The sequence below is a fragment of the Lysinibacillus sp. RS11 genome (assembly GCF_042019215.1).
In the GTDB taxonomy this organism is placed as follows: Bacteria; Bacillota; Bacilli; order Bacillales_A; family Planococcaceae; genus Lysinibacillus; species Lysinibacillus xylanilyticus_A.
In genome coordinates this window covers 3,505,699-3,529,996 of record NZ_CP168124.1, presented here as the reverse complement: position 1 = coordinate 3,529,996, position 24,298 = coordinate 3,505,699, and the positions used below count along the sequence as shown (strand labels likewise).

General features: G+C 34.1%; 17 protein-coding genes. 14 read left to right on the top strand and 3 right to left on the bottom strand.

Translation table 11 applies throughout. The features are described 5' to 3' along the window. Window positions 1–135 precede the first annotated feature (135 nt). The 3 genes from AB9L17_RS18125 to AB9L17_RS18115 all read left to right on the top strand — a co-directional run bounded on the left by AB9L17_RS18125 (window position 136) and on the right by AB9L17_RS18115 (window position 6,304). A complete protein-coding gene (locus AB9L17_RS18125) occupies window positions 136–1,869 on the top strand; it encodes a hypothetical protein (RefSeq protein ID WP_375199559.1) in 1,734 nt (577 codons plus the stop codon). Between the two features lie 2,066 nt (window positions 1,870–3,935). Further along, window positions 3,936–4,331, top strand: a complete 396-nt coding sequence (locus tag AB9L17_RS18120; protein WP_375199558.1) for a four helix bundle protein — start codon at window positions 3,936–3,938, stop codon at window positions 4,329–4,331. Window positions 4,332–5,935: 1,604 nt separating this feature from the next. Then, a complete protein-coding gene (locus AB9L17_RS18115) occupies window positions 5,936–6,304 on the top strand; it encodes a hypothetical protein (protein WP_375199557.1) in 369 nt (122 codons plus the stop codon). 284 nt (window positions 6,305–6,588) lie between these two features. On the opposite strand, the gene AB9L17_RS18110 is transcribed toward AB9L17_RS18115, so the two are convergent. After that, the gene (locus tag AB9L17_RS18110; RefSeq protein ID WP_068983845.1) at window positions 6,589–7,419 is read right to left on the bottom strand and encodes a glycerophosphodiester phosphodiesterase; all 831 of its coding nucleotides are present in this window, start codon (window positions 7,417–7,419) and stop codon (window positions 6,589–6,591) included. Between the two features lie 824 nt (window positions 7,420–8,243). Between AB9L17_RS18110 and AB9L17_RS18105 the strand changes: the two genes are divergently transcribed. The 5 genes from AB9L17_RS18105 (at window position 8,244) to AB9L17_RS18085 (ending at window position 16,057) form a co-directional block, all read left to right on the top strand. Continuing rightward, on the top strand, window positions 8,244–9,296 hold the full coding sequence (locus AB9L17_RS18105) for a zinc-dependent alcohol dehydrogenase family protein (protein WP_068983844.1): 1,053 nt from the start codon (window positions 8,244–8,246) through the stop codon (window positions 9,294–9,296). A gap of 922 nt (window positions 9,297–10,218) precedes the next feature. Further along, a complete protein-coding gene (locus tag AB9L17_RS18100; RefSeq protein WP_375199556.1) occupies window positions 10,219–11,838 on the top strand; it encodes an amidohydrolase in 1,620 nt (539 codons plus the stop codon). Between the two features lie 300 nt (window positions 11,839–12,138). After that, window positions 12,139–13,611, top strand: coding sequence for an aldehyde dehydrogenase family protein (locus tag AB9L17_RS18095; protein ID WP_375199555.1), 1,473 nt, complete (start codon window positions 12,139–12,141; stop codon window positions 13,609–13,611). A 198-nt stretch (window positions 13,612–13,809) separates the two neighbouring features. Then, window positions 13,810–15,069, top strand: coding sequence for an MFS transporter (locus tag AB9L17_RS18090; protein ID WP_375199554.1), 1,260 nt, complete (start codon window positions 13,810–13,812; stop codon window positions 15,067–15,069). Window positions 15,070–15,298: 229 nt separating this feature from the next. Continuing rightward, window positions 15,299–16,057, top strand: coding sequence for an IclR family transcriptional regulator (locus AB9L17_RS18085; RefSeq protein ID WP_139114387.1), 759 nt, complete (start codon window positions 15,299–15,301; stop codon window positions 16,055–16,057). 116 nt (window positions 16,058–16,173) lie between these two features. Here the strand turns inward: AB9L17_RS18085 and AB9L17_RS18080 are convergent, their stop codons facing one another. Continuing rightward, window positions 16,174–17,163, bottom strand: coding sequence for a biotin-dependent carboxyltransferase family protein (locus AB9L17_RS18080; protein WP_068983840.1), 990 nt, complete (start codon window positions 17,161–17,163; stop codon window positions 16,174–16,176). Beyond that, complete coding sequence (pxpB, locus tag AB9L17_RS18075; RefSeq protein ID WP_068983839.1) at window positions 17,154–17,894, bottom strand: 5-oxoprolinase subunit PxpB; 741 nt, start codon at window positions 17,892–17,894, stop codon at window positions 17,154–17,156. The genes AB9L17_RS18080 and pxpB overlap by 10 nt, the downstream gene beginning before the upstream one ends. 278 nt (window positions 17,895–18,172) lie before the next feature. On the opposite strand from pxpB, the gene AB9L17_RS18070 reads away from it, so the two are divergent. From AB9L17_RS18070 to AB9L17_RS18045, 6 genes are all read left to right on the top strand, one after another. Further along, window positions 18,173–18,937: a LamB/YcsF family protein gene (locus AB9L17_RS18070; RefSeq protein WP_068983838.1), complete on the top strand. Its 765-nt coding sequence runs from the start codon at window positions 18,173–18,175 to the stop codon at window positions 18,935–18,937. 40 nt (window positions 18,938–18,977) lie between these two features. Further along, window positions 18,978–20,195, top strand: a complete 1,218-nt coding sequence (locus AB9L17_RS18065; RefSeq protein ID WP_068984076.1) for an NRAMP family divalent metal transporter — start codon at window positions 18,978–18,980, stop codon at window positions 20,193–20,195. A 69-nt stretch (window positions 20,196–20,264) separates the two neighbouring features. Further along, on the top strand, window positions 20,265–21,056 hold the full coding sequence (locus AB9L17_RS18060) for a putative hydro-lyase (protein ID WP_375200811.1): 792 nt from the start codon (window positions 20,265–20,267) through the stop codon (window positions 21,054–21,056). Window positions 21,057–21,801: 745 nt separating this feature from the next. Continuing rightward, the gene (locus tag AB9L17_RS18055) at window positions 21,802–22,158 is read left to right on the top strand and encodes a hypothetical protein (RefSeq protein ID WP_068983837.1); all 357 of its coding nucleotides are present in this window, start codon (window positions 21,802–21,804) and stop codon (window positions 22,156–22,158) included. Continuing rightward, on the top strand, window positions 22,154–22,396 hold the full coding sequence (locus tag AB9L17_RS18050; protein WP_223556119.1) for a DUF6241 domain-containing protein: 243 nt from the start codon (window positions 22,154–22,156) through the stop codon (window positions 22,394–22,396). The genes AB9L17_RS18055 and AB9L17_RS18050 overlap by 5 nt, the downstream gene beginning before the upstream one ends. Window positions 22,397–22,617: 221 nt before the next feature. Continuing rightward, window positions 22,618–24,048, top strand: a complete 1,431-nt coding sequence (locus AB9L17_RS18045; RefSeq protein ID WP_223556096.1) for a PLP-dependent aminotransferase family protein — start codon at window positions 22,618–22,620, stop codon at window positions 24,046–24,048. The last annotated feature ends 250 nt before the right edge of the window (window positions 24,049–24,298 follow it).

Below are 24,298 nucleotides of genomic sequence, written 5' to 3'. Positions count from 1 at the left end.
GATAAGGGCGGAATCTCATTCAATATAGGATAAAGCATATTGTGAAGCGTCAGACGTTATAGAACCGATAATCTATGTATAATTTTTGCTCCTGTTGGTATGTTAGAGATAGCATAAAAAAGGAGAGAAAAAGTATTGAATAAAGTATCAAATAGTTATGATTTTGATGAATTACGTCAACAAATTGTTAATAAAGATAATTGGAGCAAAGAATCTTTTACAGTTTTCCCTTATGAGGCTGGAAGTGGAAAATCAAGAGAAAGTCAACGTTTCTTAGGGGAAATGACAAAGGATTTTAATTATAAAGCTATCTATGTACAACGTTTTATTAAAGATAACCTGCTTGAGGAGACCGTGAATCGTATCAATAAATTTGCTGGCAGGGAAGTGGCGGTTGGTATCACAGGAGAAGATAATAAAAAGAAAAATGGATTAAACAAGGCTAAAGAAGCTCAAATCATAGTTTGTAGTCATTCAATGTACAAACAATTTTGTAGGAGATTACACCCAGAATTATTGAAAGAGCGTGAAATTTTAATTATAGATGAATATATCGATTTGGTAGAAAGAGTCTCAATCACCATTGAAGAAGTTTCTTCTTTATGGTGCAGTTTTGATTTATATAAACAAGGGAAAGAAATGATAGCATTAGCTGAAATACTAAAGGGGAAATATTATCATTATTCCACATTGTTGAATGCAGTTAACAAACGAGAAATATTCTACTTGGACTTCGAAGATAGTATTTATACGACATATAGAAGAGCGATAGAATCATTAATTACCGCCGTTCATAATCAAGCTCAAAAGCGATTATTAATAAAAATACAGCAATTATTAAAAAATGGAGGGCTTTTTTATGAAAATACACTTCATACTTTTGAAGATATCTCTTTTCGCATGTTAGAGAATAATGTAATTTTAGATGCAAACGGAAATTTTGATGCGACCTATAAACTTAATCAGGATATTTTTCGGATTAAAAATCAACCTCTTGTATTTGATTATTCTCAAACGGTTTTGAAACATTTTAATATAAATACAAGCAAAGGACAGTTAGAAAAATATCTTAACTTTTATGGGGAAATGTTGGGGGAAATTGAATTCAACAAGGGTAGTAAGATTTTGTTTGTTACAGAGAAAAATAGCGTGAGTAAGGTGCAAGAAGCTCTTTTAACTAAGTTTGCTTATATAGGCGATAAGATAGAAGAGTTAGAGGCTTTTTTCGATATAAAGTTTGAAATTGAGTATTTTGGGAACATTATAGGAAGAAATAATTTTCGGGATTTTGATATAGTTGTTATTTTAAAAACACCAAATTACTCTTATTTAGACTATACGTTGAAATATTTTTATCTCCAAACCCTAAGTGGGAAGCCTATGGAAAACATTTGTATTTTTGAGAATCAGGATGTTGAGACCATAAGAAAGACAGCGGTGGCAGGAGAAATATATCAAGCCATTAAACGAATTAATCGAGATATGAAGAAAAATGCTCAAATCTATCTATTTTGCGATAGTAATGAAGAAGTAGATATCGTTATGCAACAATTGGAAAATGTTCAATACGTAAAACAGGAAATGCAGTTTGAGAAAAGACGAAAAAAATATGACAACACCAAACGTGAAGAACAGTCTGAATTTGTGAAGAAAATCAACTTGGTTCAAGAGGTCTTGATTGAATGTGTTAACACCCATAAGGATAGTATTCGAAAGAAGGAAATTAGAAACAAAGTTGGAATTTTAGATAAATCACAGTTCTCCAGAATTGTAAAGCATCTTGAACCATTTTTGACAACCAATCAAATAGAAAATTGTAAACAAAAATTTAACTTTAAAAAATGTTCAAAATCCAAAGATGTCGTTTAATTAGGCATCTTTTTTCATTTCCATAAAAAGTATGTATATCGTAATTGAATACGGATGTGAAAGACAAAAGTATCTTTGCACTCTCGTTTGAAAAAAAGAATGGAGAAATATCATATCTATTTCTCTAAGAAAGTTGTATCTAAATCCTTATATAAAGGAGAGATAAAATTCACTACAACTTTTACACATTTTAATGAACAGTTAAAAGGAATTTTCACTTATGAGATTATATACTAATTGTTAATAATCTTTGTTCTGGAGGGGTATTTGGTTGCTATAGCAATAACGGTGTATTGTAATTTTTGTTCATACCATGTGAATTAAAAAAACTCATAATCAAAAACATGATTTGGGTTATATCGTTCCCTAATCATATTAGTTTACCAGAGGTGATGGGTAGACGAAATGGATAAGGAAACATTATACACTTTGGAGATAGGTACATATGGGAGCTGATATACATTTGGAGGGATTATAAAACAGCTTGCTGTTTGTTAGAAGTGGGTTTTTTTTAATATCTTGGGGTATTCATAGAATTTGGTACTTATATATAATTGGATGTAATGCATTGACCTATACAATATATATAAGGTGTGTTGTGTTATTCATTGTTCTTAGATGGATAGCCATGTACTATCAACCTACTTAGTACATGCACACAAAAAACATAAAATCCAAACATCTAAGATAATTAAAAATTAAAAAACCACTTTTAATTAAAAAAATTATGGGTTTGCTATATACCCTGAAGTATGTTTTCTTCACTAAACGGGTCAATAACTACCAAACATTAGATAGAGACATATGGTGTTAGTATACGCTGGTAGGATTTTAAACAGCTTGCTGTTTGGTTAAAAGTGTTTTTATTTTTTTGAAATTAAATGTTTTGACTTTTAGTTTTAATTTGAAATTTGGGTTTGTTTTTTACACTATATAGGTTTATGTTTTCAAAAAGTTGTTATACTTACAAATCCTTGATACTACTGGAAGAAGAGCATTTCACATTAAAAAATTGTATCTTTGAATATCTTAATTCTTTTACAGACCATCTTGATACAAAACATTCTTTTTTCGAACGAGTGTGCAAAACAACATTCTCTGAAAAGTGGAATTTGGCAGAGGTGAAATGTTATGAAATGCGTCTAATGAACGTACAAAATACCATATTTATAATTTTAAATAATTGTCCTTTGCTTATAAAAATTTCAGATGCTTTAGATAATCCCATTAATGAGGTAATGAAATCTCCTATAAATATTATAAATTTGATGTAGTAGCCGAATATTATCATTGTCTTTATTTTTCAACGAGTATACTTCTGAGAAGTTTCATCAGTAAAGCAATAGTTGATAAAAAAGTTATTGACATAAAACAAGCTTTAATGTAAATTATGGACATAGGCAACGCCAAATGATTAGTTGTCTAAGGAGATTTTTGAAACTAATCTATACATTTATTTTTAAATGTATTATTATCTGATGTTAGTAAGAGGCTAACGTATTTAGTTTAATACATCTATATAGTTAGAGTTGATTTGCAAGGACATACCTATGCTAATTAATGTCTATCTATGTGGTTGTGTAAGCTAAATAGGTTAGCCTTTTTTGCGTTTCCAAAAAATAAAATGAAGGGATGAGAATTAAAATAAAAAAGAACTCAGAGAATTTTAGAAACGATAGAAAAATATTTTGAAGGTGACTCCAATTATATTGGTGCACAAATTGTAGATAAACAAGAACCGAATGGGTTTAGAGAAATTGTTATGGTGTATACGAAAGATATTAATAAAGAGGAGTACCATCAAACGTTGATTCCATTTTTGTAGGGCAACAAGTGATGAAACTGTAGGATTTTTTTATGGATTTGGGGACACATTGTGGATTCTCTAAAAAGAGGTGATGCAAGTAAAGGTAATATCTATTGCTACAAATATAATCTGCAGGGAACTATTTGCTCAGAGAACTGAATCGCCAGGTATTCAGAAAAAGGCGTTATAAAAATAATTAATAAAAAGGCTCGAAAAGTTATATAGAATAGCATTATAAAAAATGGGAGGAGAGAAAAAGGTGGCATATAAAAATGAAGAGATTAGAGTAAAAAATCCAAAGAATTTAAAAGTATATGGAAAATGTATGGAGTTAAATAAGATAATATATCATCTGGTCAAACAGTATCCATCCGAGGAAAAATATGCGATGTCATCGCAGACAACTCGTTCATGTACGAGCATCGGGGCTAATTTAGCGGAAGGAAATGGACAGATTTTTCCATTGAAAGAGAATAGCTTCTACAATAATAGTATTGGTTCAGCAAACGAATTAATTTACTGGTTAGATGTATCGTTGCAGAATGGTTATATCTCGAAACAACAATATAATCAAGCAACTGAATTGACGCAAGAAATTATTAAAATGTTAATAGGGATGATGAGAAAGCTGAAAAGTAATAATGAGGTTGCATAGATTAAATGCAGGGGAGAGGATTGAGGACAACTCACATGTTCGTGGAGACCTCTACTCGCATGATTAGACAGCCAAAGCCAACTATTGCAAGAACTGGCCGAACAAGGTTATCATGCTCGCCCCTCTATGTAAAGTTGTGATATACAGTGTAAATCAAAAATGTACATAGTTAAACGAGTGTTTTTGTACATACCAATAAGCGTATTTATATCTGCCACAAAGTACGGGAAAATAGAAACTTTAAAAGAGTAAATGTTGATATAATGGTCTTTTCATTAACTATAATGTTAATTATGTCACAGAGTACGCAAAAGTGTCGACAATGGCACTAAATCCTTTTGTATAGGTATTGAGCAAGGAATATTAAGAAGTTTTTTTAATATTTTTACTGAAGTCATGAATTTCAAAATAAAAAAGGTCATAAATGCCACAGAGTACGGAAAAATAGAAACTTTAAAAGAGTAAAATGTTGAAACGGTCTTTTCATTAACTATAATGTTAATTTGTCACAGAGTACGCAAAAAAATAGACAATAAAAGATGAATGTTTTCTATAAATAAAATTATGAAATTATGATTGCAAATGAAAATATAAAATTTGAATTTTCGAAAAATAACACAGAGTAAAAAGTATTTCCTTCTTGAAGATTTTTTTACACTTCATTCAATATTAATTAAAAAATGTTGGAAAATGCGAATTAATTTGCGAATAAAAGTTTGAAAACTAAAAATGATTAAAATTGTTATTTTTGAATAAGATACAAACTGAGAGCGAAATTAGGAAGGTAGTGTCAGAGAAAATACTTGAATTATTGTTTGGGAAGCGTAAAAGTGCGATTAAAAAGTGCCTTTAAAATAAGAAAAAATAATGATAATATGATATTGAAGATGAATACGGTCTAAGTTCGTAAAAAGAACGAATCCCTAACAATTTGAAAAATTGCCTTCGCACCCTATAAAGCCTGAATTAAAAGCAGGATAGAGCAACGGCCTTCTAAGCCGTCGGTCGGGGGTTCGAATCCCTCCTGGGACGTCAATGTAAGCCTTACAGCCATATCGGTTGTAAGGCTTTTTTAGTTAGAGGGTACTGTTATTGTACCCGAGTAATAGCAAAATAAAGTTCAACTTATTGTTAACGATAAGGAGCAAGCTGTAGAAGGTGTTAATGATTGCAAATTGTATCGAGTTCAATCAGGCAACTATTCAACGCAAGCTCAAGCGAATGCAACGAAGTAAGCACTTGGTAAATACAAGATTGTAAATGCTAATTATGTACAAATCGTCCGATATAGTAACAATTGACGATTCATTACTAGAACATACGCAATACAAGCAGTTGCTGAAATGAAATGTCTTGGCATTTATCGTATGACGAATCTATTCTAGTAACAATAAAGACCTAGATTACTTAATTGCCGTATTGGTTTAAAAATTACTTATAAATTCGTATGAAAAAAGTAAAATTTTTACTATTTACTGTGGTTATATGATTTAATAAAGAGGTACATAAATTTAATGATGAATTGAATTTTTACATATTGTTGATTATGTCTTATTTCCATGGCATTTTTTAAAAGCATAAAAAATGAATCAGGGATGTGAAGTGTGATGTTGAAAAACAAAATTATTTCAGCTGTCATTACATTAATTCTAGGAATATTTATTATTCCATTATTTATTGAATATACGTATAGCATTTCATATGGTATTTATGGTACTGCCTTTACTGCACCTGCCATGCTTGTAGCTGTGGTGGTATCAATTGTGATTGAAAAATACAGTAGAAATAAAAATGTTGTATTTATATATATTAAACACTTAATTTGCGCATTCATTTTTTCAATACTATTTAGTTTAGCTAATATTGATATTTTTAAAGATATTTTTTATCTAACTTCCTCAATAGGTAGTATTTATATAACGATATTTGTGATTGTTGATTATTTATTACAATACTTAAATAAAAATCGGTAACAATTTGTTGTTTTAGTCCTTATTATAAAATTTTTTGTGAACGAAGAATGCGGTATATAGGGAAAATCGATTATGTTGATTTTGATGAATATGCTGAAGGCATTTTTTATATGTTCAAAAGACAGGATTACAGCAACAGTATATCAGCAAAGCTGAATAACGTTCATGTTGATGTTAGCACCGTGTCAAAGGGGGCGTACTCTTGCCAAATAACTAAAAGATTGATTTCCGTCCAAACAAAAAAGGAGTAGCAACTACTCCTTCTTAACTTCTCTACAAAAAGATTAATTTCTAGGATCTACATAATCTGGATAATCAGAAATTATTGCATCTACCTTCATTTCAAATAGAAAGTCTGCAGCTTCTTGACTACGTACCGTCCATGATCCAATTTTCATACCATTAGAGTGAACTTGATCCACTAACTCTTTTGTCACAATTCCATAGCTTGGGTTAAACCAATCCGCATAGGTAGAAAACTCTTTTAAAGCATCCGTAGTTGTATGTGCACGATTAGAAGTTAATACACCAATTTGAACTTGAGGAAGAAGCTGATTCATTTTTTTCATTGACTCGAAGTTAAAAGATTGAATGATGATTTTTTTATTTTGTGGTTTATCGAGATTTCGTTCTTTTATTAACTCTGCCACTTGTTGTTCAATACCAGGGTAATACTCTGGAGCTTTTAATTCTATTAAAATTCCAACCTTCCCATGGTAACGATCAAGAATCTCTTCAAATGTTGGAATTTGTTCTCCTGTAAATTGTTCCCCTTTCCAACTACCTGCATCAAGACTTTTAAGCTGTTCAAGTGTTAAATCCCCTACTTTTCCTGTTCCATCTGTTGTACGATCTACTGTTGTATCATGAATCGATACTAATTCCCCATCTTTACTTCTTTGAACGTCTATTTCAATATAATCGGCTTTCATATCAACTGCTAAATCATAAGCAGCAATCGTATTTTCAGGTGCATAACCTGCTGCACCACGGTGTGCTACATTTTCTACCTGTTTTCTTTCGCCTACTGTTGGTTTTTCTGCAAACGCTTGATTGAACGGGGTGAATAACAATGATAATGCCAACCCTGCACCTATTAATAATTTTTTACTCATTTTCTCCATCTCCTATCTTAAAATATGTATTCAACTATATTTTAGAAAAGGGATGTTGAACTAGTATGTAGATATATTTAAAGCTTAATAAAGACTGTGTAAACTAAATTCGATCTTTTCTCTTAGATTTTTTTACAAAGCTACTAATGTAATTAATAGAATAGATATACTCTACTACTCCATTTCACCTACGACGTTTCAAGGTTCAGATAGAATAAGTTTGAACTAACTGAAAAGCGCTTCAAATCCTTTGACATCAAGGGTTTTAGGCGCTTTTCCTTTTTTGAGAATACGTTAGAAAAGGATATAAAATGAAAAGTTTCTACACAAATAAAAGTGGTACGAATGTGGTACTTGTCTGTTCTGTATCGAACTGCCCTGATTTTTTTGAGACGTGAGGATGGTAGTACTTTAATTAAGATAAATAATTCGAGTAACAGTAATGAATGGAAAATAACTGAAGCAAACGAATGCCGATTGTATGCCCACTCGAACACCTTATAGCTTTGTAATAAATTTTCGGCTGTTTTCTAAAGATTGATGTTATTTTGAACTAACCAGCTAATCGTTTGTTGTTTTAGGATAGCAGTAAGATTCAATGTGAGGGAAGAGAGGTGGCACTACTACAAGTATATTTAGACTTGGTTGCTGCATCAGTAAGTCTATGAATAAGTGAAAGTAACATTAAACTTGATAAACTGTTCTCTTTGATTTCACAATGGACATAATGTAAAAAAAAATACTCTCTTATTTTAACTATATGAGAGATGATGGAAAATTCTGATTTCTGGTAAAGTAAAGAAAATATAAAAGGCGGGGATTTTATGAGAGCACTTGTCTTAGAAGAAATCGGCAAGCCATTAGTTATTAGAAATATGCCAGATCCAACGAACACAGCAGATGGAGTAATTGTTCGTGTTGAAGCTAACGGAGTTTGCAGAAGTGATTGGCACAGCTGGTTAGGGCATTGGAATTGGTTGGGAGTTGAGACTCCTCTTCCTCATATAATGGGACATGAGTTTTGTGGTGTTGTAGAAGATGTTGGGAAAGACGTTACAAGGTTCAAGAAAGGCGACAGAGTAATTGTTCCTTTTACTCAAGGTGATGGCACATGTCCTATGTGTCAAGCTGGACACCATAATGTTTGCGATAACATTACGTTACCTGGAATCACCATTTGGGGTGGATACGGAAAATTTGTTCATATCCCTAATGCTGATACCAATCTAGTAATTTTACCGGAAAATATTGACTTTGTTGAGGCAGCTGGTATTGGATGTCGATTTATGACGGCATTTCACGGGGTTACTGATCAAGCACAGGTAAGACCGGGGGAATGGGTTGCTGTCCATGGTTGTGGGGGAGTTGGCCTTTCTGCAATTCAAATTATTACAGCACTAGGAGCACACGCTATAGCAGTTGATATTAATGATGAAAAATTAGCTTTTGCAAAGAAATTAGGTGCTGTAGCCACAGTCAATTCTAAAAAAGAAAATGCTGCTGAGTTGATTAAAGAATTAACAAAAGGCGGTGCTCACGTGTCGGTGGATGCTCTTGGAATAACTGAAACTTGTCAATCAGCTATAAATAGCTTAGCTAAAAGAGGGCGCCATTTACAAATAGGATTAACAACCAGTAATGAAAAAGGGATGATCCCCGTTCCTATTGATCTTATGGTCATTAATGAAATACAGATTGTTGGCTCTTATGGTATGCAAGCACCAAGATTTCCTCAAATGTTACGAATGATTGAAAATGGGATATTAAGTCCTAAAGATTTAGTAACTCAAACAATATCTATAGAAGAAGCGGGAAGTGTAATTGAATCCATGGGGACTTATGCAAATATGGGTGTTACGGTTGTTAATAAGTGGTGAATGTATAAGGGGTTTATTTTAACTAGCTCAGGCGGTAGACAACCTCGATTAAATAATGAATTTGGCTACAGTCATTTTGCTTATGATCGTCAATATCCTTTATACAATATTTGTAAAGAGGTAATTTTATAATGATCTATTTGTACGGTTTAATGATTTTTTTAATGACTTCATCTAAGATTTACCCAACATTTAACATTCACGGACATTAGATACAGTGATTTTATTAGTCAACAAAAACTTATATTATTATACGTTCTTTGGAAGCTAGTGTAATGGCTGATTATGTGCTGATGGACACATGAGTTACTTAACAACCGCTATACATCCATCATTGAAATTGGTTTTTGATGTGATTGGCAATCAAGGTTTGTTTAATTCCTGGTTTATTTCTACTGTTTTAATTAGGCTATTGGTTTTTATATTCTTCCGCGTGGCTTCATGGTTATTCTATCTGCAAAAAATGAAAAAAATCTTCGCAAAAAATTACTCTACCTTTCTATACAATTCTTCATTGTTTTTTCAGGGGCTATTATTACACTTGGTTTAGAAAATGGAGATTTATCTCTGTTACATTTAGCAATAAAAACATTTGATTCCATGGATTATAGGAATTATTGGTGCAGCTGGTTTATTAATTGCGTTGGTTCCAACTTCCGGCATGCTTATGTCTAGTGCAGCTGGATTAACACAAAATTTTAAAAAGTGATTGTTGCAAAAGGATAGCGCTTTTAAATATTATGTCCTATAGTCTCATTATTCAGTTAGCTTCTACTGCATTTTTTAGTCTAGTCATGCTTGGATGAGTGCTTTTGCTAGAAAAAGTACCGTTTTGCAAAATGATGATTTAGGAAAAAATGTTCTATCATAATAGAATCATATTTATTAGATTAATTCAAAGAGTCGAAGGAGGATGTAACAAATGAAAGCAGATTTAGTATTTATAAATGGTGAAGTGATTACAATGGATGCGGATTCTCGAATTGAAGAAGCTGTTGCAGTTAAGGAAAATCGTATTATTTTTGTAGGTTCTACCTTAGAGGTACAGCAACTGATAGACAGTAAAACAGAAGTTATTGATTTGTGCGGAAAATCATTGCTCCCAGGGTTTATAGATGCTCATATTCATTTAGTTATGTATGGATTAAACCAACTAGCTATCAGTTGCAAGGCTCAAAATATTACTTCAAATGAGGACATAAAACTGGAATTACGAAAAAAAGTTCAAACTGTTCCTAAAGGTCAATGGATTCGAGCGTGGGGCTTTAATGAAACGACAATAAAAGAAAAGCGTTACTTATCTATTAAGGAGCTAGATGAAATTTCTTCAGAACATCCGATTATGATTACTCGTACTTGTGGTCATATTTCTATTGTAAACAGTAAAGCATTAGAATTAGCCGAAATTGATGTTTATACAAGCAATCCTGATGGGGGAGTAATTGAGCGAGATGCTAATGGTGCATTAACAGGTAAATTAATTGAAAAAGCGAATATGCGAATGAATGAAATTGCTAAATATTCAGAGGGTGAGTTAAGACAAGCGATGAAAATAGCCTCTGATCATTTTGTTCAAGCCGGTATTACTAGTGTCCATGAAGCAGGTGTTTCTGATACAGATACTTATCGTCTTTTACAGGAAGCAGTAAAAAATAAGGATATTGCTGTTCGTGTTTATGCAATCATTTGTACTTTAAATAATTCACATGAATTTGTAGGGAAAATGCTATCTGCAGGGGTACTAACAGGTACGGGTGATGAACGCTTTAAAATTGGTCCAGCTAAAATATTTACGGATGGAAGTAGTACAGGTCCTACTATTGCAACAAGAGAGCCATATACAAGTAATCCAAATGATCATGGAATTCTTTACTATAGTGAAGATGAAATCTATCGTGTATTAGGTGAAGCTCATAAAAAAGGCTATCAAATAACAGTACATGCTCAGGGGGATCGAGCAATTGAAATGTATTTGAATTGTGTAGAAAAAGCGCTTAATGAGCACCCAAGAGAAGATCATCGCCATCGAATTGAGCATGCGGGAATTTCTACACCAGATTTACAAGATAGAATGAAGAATCTTGGTGTTATTCCAATTCCAAATCCACCTTTCCCGTTTGAATTTGGAGATATTTATGTGAAGAATTATGGGGAAAGAGTTAATTATATGTATCCAGTACGTGACTTTATTGATAAAGGTATTATATGTGCAGGTGGTTCTGATGCACCAGTTACGGATTATAATCCTCTAATAGGCATTCATACAGCAGTCAATCGAATAAGTAGCAGTAATTCTGAAATTGGAGTGAATCAAAAAGTTACAATATTGGAAGCTATAAAAATATATACGATCAATGGAGCATATGCGAGTTTCGAAGAAGATATTAAAGGTAGCTTAGAGGTAGGGAAATTAGCAGATTTTGTAGTATTAGATAATAGTATTCTAAGTCAAAACAATAATAGTATAAAAGATTTAAAAGTAGAGATGACGATTATAGATGGACAAATTTTATACAAAAATGAAGCTCTAGTAAAAGCTTAGCATAACATTTCGTATAACTTGAAAAGAATGTTTTAACAAGATTTTTGTGTTAGGAAATTTTAAAAGTTAAGCCTAACAAATGTTGTGTTGACAGAACATTCATGCAATACCGAGATCCTACTTGTTTTGCTGTTTAGAAATTGAGTTAAAAGAATGAAATAACGTCGTGCTGATATTGAATTACTAATTAGAGAAGTTAGTGAAAATCAAATTATTGCCGTAGGATCAAATCAGAATATAAGAGCTTCCTAGTAAGTATCATCGTTTCCTATATCGACTGGCGAAAAGGAGAAGAGATAAATGTTGGAACTTAGGATGTATATTGATGGTAAATGGATTACTTCAATTTCTAAAGAAAAAAGAGAAGTGAAAAATCCTGCAAATGGTGAGCTACTTGCAGTAGTAGCTGACGGTACTGCTGAGGATGCACAATATGCAATCTCAGTAGCACGTAGTACTTTCAATAGTGGAATTTGGTCACAACTCCCTTTTAAAACTCGTGCAAAGTATTTGCATAAAATCGCAAATCTGTTGGAAGAAGAGGCAGATGATTTAGCAATGCTAGAAACATTAAATAGTGGAAAAATGTTACTTGCTGCAAAAACAGATGTTCAAAATGCAATTGAGTGTTTCCGATACTATGCAAGTCTTATTACTCAATCAGAAGGCGAAATATATAATGTAGGCGATTCAGTTCAAACAATCGTCATTCGTGAACCTATCGGCGTGTGTAGTCTTATTGTTCCATGGAATTTCCCCCTCCTTATGGCGGCATGGCAGATTGCTCCGGCGTTAGCGGCTGGCAATACTTTTATACTAAAACCATCAGAAGTTACACCGATTACTGCTGTTAAACTCTTTGAAATTATAGAAAAGGCTGGTGTACCAGCAGGAGTCGCTAATCTAGTAATGGGAGCTGGAAGTTCTGTTGGTAGTGAAATGGTCGAAAATAATTTAGTAGATAAAGTGGCTTTTATTGGTGGAACGAAAACAGGTCAGAATATTATGCGTGTTGCTGCAGAACAGACAAAGAAAATCACCTTAGAATTAGGAGGAAAATCTCCTAACATTGTATTCGCTGATAATGACATAGAAATTGCAGTAGATAATGCACTATTTAATCTCTTCTTTAATAGTGGTCAAGTGTGCACAGCAGCTTCCCGTCTCTTAATTGAAGAAAGCATTCACGATCAATTTATTGAAAGACTGATAGAGCGTGCAAAGAAGATTGTTGTTGGTCATGGAAATAAGCCTACAAGTGAAATGGGGCCGCTTGTAAGTGAAGCACATATGCAAAAGGTATTAAATTATATTGAAATAGGGATACAGGAAGGTGCAACACTTGCTTGTGGAGGAAATAGAATTGTAGCGAACGGGTTTGAAAACGGCTTTTTTGTTGAACCTACTATTTTTATCAACACTACTCCGGATATGAGAATTGTACAAGAAGAAATCTTCGGTCCTGTTTTAGTCGTTCAAAAATTTAAAGATGAAGAAGAAGCAATTACTTTAGCAAATGATACAGTATTTGGGTTGGCTGGTGCTGTCTTTTGTCAGGATTTGGAGAAAGCAATGCGCGTAGTCAGCAAAATAAAGGCCGGTATCACATGGGTAAATTGTTATCATGTTGCAACAGTGCAAGCCCCATGGGGTGGTTATAAACAAAGTGGAGTTGGAAGAGGTTTAGGAGTCTTTGGTCTTGATGAATTTTCGGAACAGAAGCAAGTTAATATTAGCTTTAAAGCCAAGCCAGTTGGGTGGTTTTCTAATTAGTCTTTTAAATAAGGAAGTTCTCTTAATGAATTAGAAGCAAATAAAATTAAAATAGAAAGAATTTAAGTTTTATATTGAACATTGAGAACTAAAAGCATCTTCAACCAAATTCATATATAAAACTACTTTGAAAAATAGGTTTTTAACGTTACCTGTAATTCATATATATAGAGTAAAAGCTAATAGGAGTAGAAATCTTTGGACAAACAAAATAGCAAATATAGATGGGTTGTATTTGTTTCTGTATTATTTACTTATTTGTTCATGGCGAGTCAACGAACCGCCCCAGGATTGATTACAGACCAATTGATGCGAGATTTTAATGTAACAGCATCAACGATTGGGTTATTGACGAGTATACAATTTTTTGTCTACACGAGTTTGCAAATTCCGATGGGGATTTTAGCTGATCGATTTGGGCCAAATTTTTTTCTAATTATTGGTGCTACTCTTACAGGTTTAGGTACAATCATTTATAGTCTAAGTACACATGAATTCGTCCTGTTTTTTGCCAGAATACTAACTGGGGTAGGGGATGCGACCATATGGGTTAACATGGTGCTAATTTTGGCCCAATGGTTTCATACAAAGGAATTTGTTCGATTAATTGGCCTGGCGGGCATGACTGGAAGTCTTGGTTTCTTATTGGCGACAGTACCTTTCTCCACATGGATACTTTTATTTGGTTGGAGGGTAACATTTTTCTCAGTAGGACTACTCTTATGTTTATGTGGCATCCTCCTTTATTTTGTACTTGTGAAAAAAACAAAACAAATTTTCGGGGATGAGCAAGTAGTTGATACAGCAAAAGTGCAACGTGAAAAAACATCAGTTTTACTACGAAGAATATTTTCAAATCCGCAAGCATGGGCCCTATTCTTTTGCCATTTTGGGGTAGTCGGCGGTTATGTAGGGTTTATCAGTTCGTGGGCAGTACCATATGGGATGAATATGTATGAAATGACTCGTTCAGATGCCAGCCAGCTGATTATGATCGGTCTTATCGGGGCACTTATTGGAGCACCTCTAGCTAGTTGGATTTCAAGTCGGTTAGAAACAATTAAAAGACCGTATATTGTCGTTCATATCATTGTTTTATTAGGATGGTTTTCCTTCCTTTTATGTAATGGGCATCCTTCCTTTTACTTTCTAATTATTATTTTCTTTATCATAGGCTTTGGATATGGGGCAAGTGCATTAACCTTTGCAGCTGTACGTCAATCTTTTAGTCTAGAAGAATCTGGAATTGTTTCGGGGATTGCGAATACGGGCGGCTTTCTAAGTGCTGTATTGCTTCCCATCATTTTTGGATATATATTGGATCATTTTCAATCAACTTCAGGAAATCTATTTGATGGATATTACTATGGTTTCATCACGCCAGTGATCTTCTCCATCGTTGGTTTGATTGGAGTGATTTTATTTAAGGAAAAACGTCAGAGCGTAGGACAAAAATAGAATATCCGCATTTTTTAACTAGCATAGTAATCGAGGGAATCAAAGTAAGAATAACAAGCAGGGGTAAAGAGTATGGAAGCAAAGCAACCATTCTCTGCTCCTGTTTTTATGCCTTTGTCAACCTTATTTACAGGGTATATAAAAATAGTAAGATGTTAGGTATAATTATTAATTAGAAAAGAAAAATTATGATTAGATTAAATCTAGTATAGAAGGGGGGAAACTTAAATTGCCAAATAATAATAAAACGGTTGTCCGTTCAATGGATATTTTAAATCTATTTATCGATCATGCTGAACTGTCATTTCAAGAAGTAATTGAGTTATCAGGAATCCCTAAAACCTCTGCTTTCCGCATGTTGAAATCTTTCGAGGAAATGGATTTTTTAGAAAAGGGAGCTGATGCAAAATATAGGTTAGGTATTCTCTTCCTTAAATTTGGACATCTAGTATCAATGCGCCTAGATGTGCGAAAAATTGCAGATCCAATTATGAATGAGTTACATAATGATGTAAAAGAAGCGATTAATTTAATCGTTCGTGATGGTGATGATGCTGTTTATATCGAGAAAATAGATACGAAGCAAAAAGTTCGACTCTACACTGCAATTGGTAGAAAAAGTCCTCTTTATGCAGGGGCATGCCCTCGTGCTGTATTATCCTTTTTACCGGATGCAGAAATAAAGGAATATCTCGAATCGGTAGAACTTAAATCATTTGCAATGGGGACGATTACAGATAAGGAAAGGCTTTTTGAAACGATTGTGCAGGCTAGAGAACTTGGTTATACAATCAGCCATTCAGAATTAGAAAATTATACATCTGCTGTTGCAGCACCGATTTACGATCATAAAGGAGAAGTCGTTGCAGCAATGAGTATTGCGGGACTAGAAACCAATTATCAAGGGGAAAACGTTGAAATCTTCGTTGATAAACTTAAGAAGGCTACCGCAGAGATTTCTAAACAATTGGGGTATGAACAGCTTTAAAAAATGGGTAGTCTCAAAAGTCATTTGAGATTACCCATTTTGCGCTGAAATTGCTAACTGAAAACATTACTATCTAAATGATCGAATTTTGGACGATTGAATTGCCTCTAATGCTTCTATAACCTTTTTAAATGGAGTCCAAATGCTAATTCATTTCGTTTTCTTTCTTGATGTATTAATGCTAATTGAGCTTCTTCAAGAGTGACCTCTTTAAAATAGACTCGACCATTTGTTTGCATTTGTGCTAATGATGGTAAATCGGCAGAAATCACTTGTCCTATTTTAGGATATCCACCAGTTGTTTGACGATCTGCCATTAAAATAATAGGTTGCCCATTGGCGGGCACTTGAATCGTTCCAAATGTAACCCCTTCGGATAATAATTCAAAGGGCTCTTTTAATTGAATAGCCTCTCCTTCTAATCGATAGCCCATTCGATCAGCGTGTGTTGTGATGGTGTAAGGCGTTGAAAGGAATTTTTGTAAACTCTCCTCATCGAAATGCTGATACTCAGAGCCTCTTATAAAGCGGATTGTTTGCGTTTTTTTAAATGTAACAAAGGATGTGTAATCAGCTGACCAAGAAAGGTTCGTTGGTTCTTTTTTTAATAGTTTGAAAAGATCCTCGCCTAACTCTGATCGTCTATCTAATTCAAAGACATCATTCTTCAGCAATTTTCTACCTTGAAATCCTCCAATTCCAGCACGTATGTAGGTGCTTTTACTGCTCATCACTTTTGGCACTTGAATTCCGCCACTAAACGATACGTAGGCTCGACAACCACTAATCGCAGTTTTAAATTTTAAAACAGATCCTTTTTGAATCAAAAGTGGTCGCCACATTGGTGCTTCTTTTCCGTCTATTGTAGGTTGTAAATTGCCACCTGTAATTGCGATCAGTTCATCAGTTTCAAATAAAAGGGTTGTTCCATAAAGTGTCACCTCAAGAGCGCCTTCTCCTTCCGAATTTCCAACAAGTAAATTCGCAATTCGTAAGGAAATTGAATCCATTGCTCCTCCGACGATAACACCAAACTTTTGTAGCCCATATCTTCCTAGGTCTTGAATGGTTGCCAGCATACCTGGCTGTAATACCTTTATGCCCATGTTTCCATCTCCCATTCGCTCTTATATTCTTCCAACGAAATTGGTACAAACTGAATTCGATCACCCGGTTGTAATAAAGTTGGAGGAGATTGTTCAGGTAGAAACAAACGAGAAGGTGTTCGTCCGATGATTTGCCATCCACCTGGAGTTTCTAATGGGTAAATCCCTGTTTGATTGCCCGCAATTCCAACTGATCCCGGAGTAATCGATAACCGTGGAGTTTCTTTACGAGGTGTTGCAATTTGTCTATCCATTCCTCCCATAAACGGAAAACCTGGAGCAAAGCCTATCATGTACACAAGATATTCTACAGAAGAGTGAATTTTAATGACTTCATTAGGTGTTAAACCATGATAAGAGGCTACAAATTCTAAATCGGGTCCCATTTCACCACCATATACTACAGGGATTTTTACGACACGCTCCTTCGTTGTTTCAACTATGTGAGATTGATTCAATAAAGAAAGAATTGTAGCTTTCACCTTTTCGTAAGGCATTTCGCCTCCTTTTTCTATATTTGAAAAGTATACTTCAATCGGATTGTAATAAACTGTCACATTATTATAGGCAGGCACAACCTCGATGAATCCTTCAAATGGATTTCTCTCTAATAAATTTAATATATTTTTAACTTTATTGTGAATTGCCTCACTGATTCCTTCACCTACATGTATAACTAGTGCAGAATCGCTCAAAGGTCTTATCTGTACATTCTCTTTTAAATTCAGCATAAAAACCATCTCCCTGAAGTTTCGTAATTCGGTATATAAGTTTTAAATAACGGATTATTATAATTATATTTAAACAATAAACAAAAACAAGTTTAATTTGAATGAAAATTTTAAAAAAAATATTCTTTCTCAAAATTATAAATTTATACTTTTCAGCAATTATAAAATATGTTAAGATTTTTTTAAATTTCAAAACTCAAGTTCCGAATATCGGTACAAAAAAGTTGTAAACGTATTCATTATAATTACTTTAGTGGGAAGAAAACGGGGGGAAGAAGATGTTTCGAGTTGATTTAAACTGTGATTTAGGGGAAAGTTTTGGTCGTTATCGACTTGGAGAGCAAGAAGAAATCTTAAAATATGTAACCTCTGCTAATATTGCTTGTGGATTCCATGCTGGAGATCCAACAGTCATGCGAGAGACAGTTAAGCTAGCCATTGCTAATGGTGTGAAAATCGGGGCACATCCAGGATTACCGGATTTAAATGGCTTTGGACGACGTGAGATGAACATCACACCACAGGAAGCCTATGATATGGTTATTTATCAAGTTGGAGCATTGCAAGGTTTTCTAACGACTTACAATGAAACCATGCAGCATGTTAAGCCGCATGGAGCACTTTATAATATGGCTGCTAAAAATCCAGCGATTGCTGAGGCAATTGCACAAGCCATTTATGATATTTCACCTTCACTTGTGTTATTCGGTCTCTCAGGTAGTGAATTAACAAAAGCCGGAGAAAAAGTAGGGCTTCAAACAGCTCATGAAGTGTTTGCAGATCGTACCTATCAGAAGGATGGTTCTTTAACATCTCGTAACCAACCGGATGCATTGATTACCGATAAGGAACAAGCTGTGAATCAGGTTGTGCGCATGGTGAAAGAAGGAATTGTGCTGTCACAACAGCAAATCGAAATCCCATTACACGCAAATACTATTTGTATTCATGGGGACGGGGAACATGCTATAGAGTTTGCAAAATATATTCATTCAAGATTAGCAGAACATCAAATATCAGTACGTGCAATCAAGGAGGGGTAAGTCAATGGTAGCAAAAAAAACGGAAGTTAATGAAGCAGCGATCGAGCAAGAGAAAAAAGGGAAATTTGTTAAGAAAACAGCAAGTAAAAGTGTGTTAATAGGAGCAGCCTTTTTAATGGCAACTTCATCTATCGGACCAGGATTTTTAACACAAACGACAGTATTTACACAGCAATTAGCGGCTAGCTTTGGATTTGTCATTTTAATTTCATTAATTCTAGATATTGTCGCACAGGTAAACGTTTGGCGAATCATTGCTGTTTCTGGCTTGCGAGGGCAAGAAATTGCCAACAAGGTGTTACCTGGATTAGGTGTTCTCCTTGCAATTATGATTGTTATAGGTGGTTTAGCATTCAATATTGGTAACGTTGCTGGAGCTGGATTAGGGTTAAATGCAATGCTTGGCGTAGACCCAATTATAGGTGCCATTGTAAGTGCACTTTTTGCTATTTTTATATTTATCTATAAAGAAGCAGGGAAGGCAATGGACAAGGTTGCGCAAATTGCTGGCGGTGTCATGATTCTACTCATGCTATTCGTTGCTTTTAAAACGTCACCACCTGTGGGAGAAGCGATTGTGAACACTGTTTGGCCTAAAGAAATTAGCTGGTTTGCGATTGTAACTTTGGTGGGTGGATCAGTTGGAGGTTACATTACTTTTGCTGGTGGTCACCGCCTTTTGGACGCTGGCATCAAAGGACAAGAATCCTTGTCAGAAGTAACAAAAAGCTCTGTGACAGGGATTTTGATTACTGGCGTAATGCGTATTGCTTTATTTTTAGCGGTCCTTGGTGTTGTTTCGAAAGGTTTAGTCATTGATCCTGCCAATCCACCTGCATCTGTTTTCCAACTAGCTGCGGGTAATATTGGTTATCGTATGTTTGGTATGATTATGTGGGCTGCAGCGATTACTTCTGTTGTAGGTGCAGCTTATACATCCGTTTCATTTATTCGTTCATTCCACCCTAACATTGATAAATATCATAATTGGGTGATTATAGCATTTATCGTCATTTCAACAGCAACTTTTGCCTTGGTTGGTAAGCCTGTTAATGTGTTAATTTTGGTAGGTGCATTAAATGCACTGATTTTACCATTATCACTTGGCATTATATTAGTTGCTGCACACAAAAAAGATATTGTTGGCACATATAAGCATCCACGTTGGTTAACTGTAACTGGAGCAATTGTGGTACTTATTATGGGATGTCTCAGCATTATTACATTTATTGAAGAAATTCCGAAAATTTTTAGTTAATCTAACAACCAACCAACCATCCATGAGCATCTTTTCATGGATGGTTCATTTATAAGGAGTGAATTGATGATGACAACATATAGTGCTTTAGAGCCGAATGAAATCCGTAAACTTATTCGTAATCAAGAAATTTCTGGACCAACTTCTGGCATGTCTATTGGGTTTACACAAGCAAATTTAGTGATTTTGAAGAAGGAGCATGCCTTTGACTTTCTACTATTTTGTCATCGCAATCCAAAGCCATGCCCATTATTAGATGTGACAGAACCTGGATCATTTATACCTTCAAAAATTGCTAAAAATGCAGATATTCGCAAGGACATTCCGAAATATCGTATTTATCGGGATGGTATTTTAACTGAAGAAGTATTAGATATTACAGATTATTGGGAAGAGGATATGGTAGGTTTTTTAATAGGGTGTAGCTTTACATTTGAAACACCTCTTCTGGAAGCGGGTATTCCAATAAGACATATTCAAGAAAACTGTAATGTGCCAATGTATAAAACAAATATCGCGTGTGAAAAAGCAGGTGTGTTTGAAGGACCAACTGTTGTCAGTATGCGCCCTATGACACCAGAGGATGCGATTCGTGCAATTCAAATTACTTCGCGTTTTCCAAATGTACACGGTGCACCAATTCATATTGGTAGTCCAGAACAAATAGGGATTACGGATATTTCAAAACCAGATTTCGGTGATTCCGTGTCCATTAAGCCAGGGGAAATACCAGTATTTTGGGCTTGTGGCGTAACCCCTCAGGCAGTAGCAATGGAAAGTAAACCTTCTATTATAATTACCCATGCACCGGGTCATATGCTAATTACTGATATAAAGGAAACAAGCTTGAGCATACTTTAAGGTATGTTCGAAGCCATCTATTTATTTTCTTCATCAGTAAGTGTCAAGAAGTTGGGACAAAACCAATTTCTGAAATCTAATAAGCTGGTGAAATTTTACGACGAGTAAAATTTCACCAGCTTTGATTTTTTATAAAAAAGAATTTCTTTGGACACCGAAAAAATAAACGAAAAAGCGCAAGGTGTCGTTCAATTCATGGAACTTGAGGGTAAAGAAATACTTGTCGTGACAAGTTTAATCGATATCACTGCTGAAGAAAATACCAACATGTATAAGTCTCGTTGGGCGATTAGGATTTTTTTCATTGGAATAAACAAAACTCGAACGTGCTTGTACTATTCGAGGTAACCAAAAATGCCGTATTCAATCTAAACTGTTCGCAGCGATTATTGCCTATGTTTGTTTGAAATTTCTTCATACATAGGAATTAAGAAAAATACACAAAACCCCTATTATTCGTAGGTTTCAAACGCCTTTTTTTTGTGCTGCCCTGCTACTGGAATGGCGAATCAAGGTCAAGGAAATCCAGACGTCTAAAAACGGGGTTAAGGCTTTTTGGTATAACTTGAACGATAATCTTAAAATCAAGCTAGAGAGTTTTGTCACCACAAATATGAACTTGAATAAAACTTTTTATGAAAAAAGGTATCTTGTATAGCTGGAGACTTCTGTTTTTTGTGCTGATGTTTACAGAGAAAAGTATATATGGAAATTTAATGGTAAAATTAATGAATGTGTTAAAAAAATGAAGCGGATTCATATTTTAGGTATAGTTGTTTTAACAGCATTATTGAGTATAAGTGGTACGTTTTTGATTATGAAAAAGAACTATGAAAACGAAACTTCTAATAGCGTCGAGAGTGAATTAGATAGCGGTCAATCAATTTCAAAAGAAGATGATAAGAAAGAGTTTGTATCGACAGTGGATACGAATTTTGGTTGGGAAAACACTACGTATTCCAAAAGGTTTGATGAATGGAAGAGTGGAGATGAACCCTTTATTGATAATCTAATGCAAGAAGTTATTCAAGAAATGTCACATCAGAAGATCATTGCTGATGAGAAAGAATCATCAATTATGATTACTACGAAAAAGAATTGAGACTTTACTGCAAATTGTAGAGGAAAATAAAGATGGATACGAACATAGTGAAAAATATTTAGAAATTTTAAATCGTTGGAAACAAGGTGATTTTAAGTCGGTTGACAAAGACCATAATGATATGTGGTTTATTCAAGGAACAAAAGAAGGTGGTATAGCCACTGGTATTACTACAAAAGAACAAGAGAAAGATTATATATTCCAAGTCTTTGGTATTCCAGTAGAAAAGCAGAGTTAAATTCTGCTTTTTTTCTATGAAATAGGAGTTTATTTCACGCTCATTGTAACATTGGATATAAAATGGAAAATGAGGATTGATTATTTTAGTGGATGGCTAGAATAACAATGAAGTGGATGGTTAAATACAATTGAAATAATATTAATATATAATCTTTTACCTGAAATAACACTGCTAAAGAAGAAAGAGCAAGTTTGAAGGAACTAATGAGGTGAGTATAGTTGGATTGGAAACCTGATAGACAAGCGAAAAAAGCTATTTATAAACAACTCGCAGAATATATTGAAAAGGGAATTGCAGATGGTACATTTCCACCTGATAAACCATTACCATCAGAGAGATATTTAGCAAGTGCTCTAAGTGTAAATAGAAGTACTGTCGTTAATGCATATGACGAATTAGAATCGATGGGGCTAATTGAAAGAAATAGAGGACGCGGTACTACCATTAGTAAAGATATATGGGGTATAACAAAAAAACGGATACCTAGTTGGAATAGGTATATTGAGGCGGGTTCTTTTTTACCTAGTCAACCTGTAACGCAAAAAATAAGAAAAGAAGCTGTTGAACATAAATTAATAAATTTAGCTTCCGGTGAATTGTCAGAAGAACTTTTCCCAAAAAGCTTTTTAAGCGAGATAACTTCAACACGTTCTTTTATTGGAAGCTTAGGATACGATCATCCACTGGGGAATGAAATCCTTAGAAATACCCTTACAAAACACGTAAAAAAAAGTCGGGGAATCGAAACTAATCCTTCTTCAATACTGATAACATCAGGAGCGCAACAAGCATTACATTTAATTGTACAATGTTTGTTAAAGCCTGGAGATGCAATAGCAATAGAAGATCCTTCCTACAATTATAATCTTCCAATTTTCAAATCGGCAGGTATAAAAGTACATTATCTACCTGTCGATAAGGATGGAATGAACCCGGAAGATTTGCTGTCATTATATAAAAAACACCGAATTAAAATGATTTTTTTAAATCCATATTTTCAAAATCCAACGGGCTCTTTATTGAATAAAAAGAAAAAAGAAGAGATTTTAGACATATCCTCAAAGTTTGGAATTCCAGTAGTAGAAGATGATCCGTATAGTTTAACAGCTTTTTCGGGAGAGAAAATCTCTACCCTTAAATCAATGGATAGGAATGGAAACGTATTATACATAAGTTCTTTGTCCAAAATTGTTGCCTCAGGATTAAGAATAGGGTGGATTATTGGCCCAACATCGGTCATTGAAAGATTATCGGATGCAAAACAACAAGTTGACTTCGGTCATTCTAGCTATACACAATGGATAGCGAATGATTTTTTAGAATCAGAAAATTTTCATATTCATATAAAAAGTTTGGTTAAGGAATTAGAAAAAAGGAGAGATAAAATTATAAGAAGCCTTGATACTTATTTAAAAGATCTGGTGGAATATTCTATCCCTCAAGGTGGTATTCATATATGGTGTCAAATACTTAAAAATTATAATGAAATCCAATTGCTTGAAGAATCCATTAAAAGAGGCGTCATTTATGTTCCTGGTTCTACACTGGGATCCAAAGATGGATTTGTTCGTTTTACTTTCGCAAAGGAAGATGAAGATTCAATAGATGAAGGAATCAAAAGGTTTGCAGAAGCGCTTAATAGTTTATAGACAGTTGGATGACTAAAAATGTGTTAGATTGGGTCTTATCCCTAAGATAAATGGATGGTCAAAAAAGCATCGAATTGGATGGTTATAAAAAATATAAATCCCTTATCATTGAGAGGTGGATGATAAAACATCGATATAGCCTAATTTCTAATTATTTTTTATCAGGCGTGTTGATTGGGAAAAAATAGGTTTATTATTGCGCGAAAAAAAGGATTTTTTTGTTGCTATTTTGCAAATATATGCCCATTTT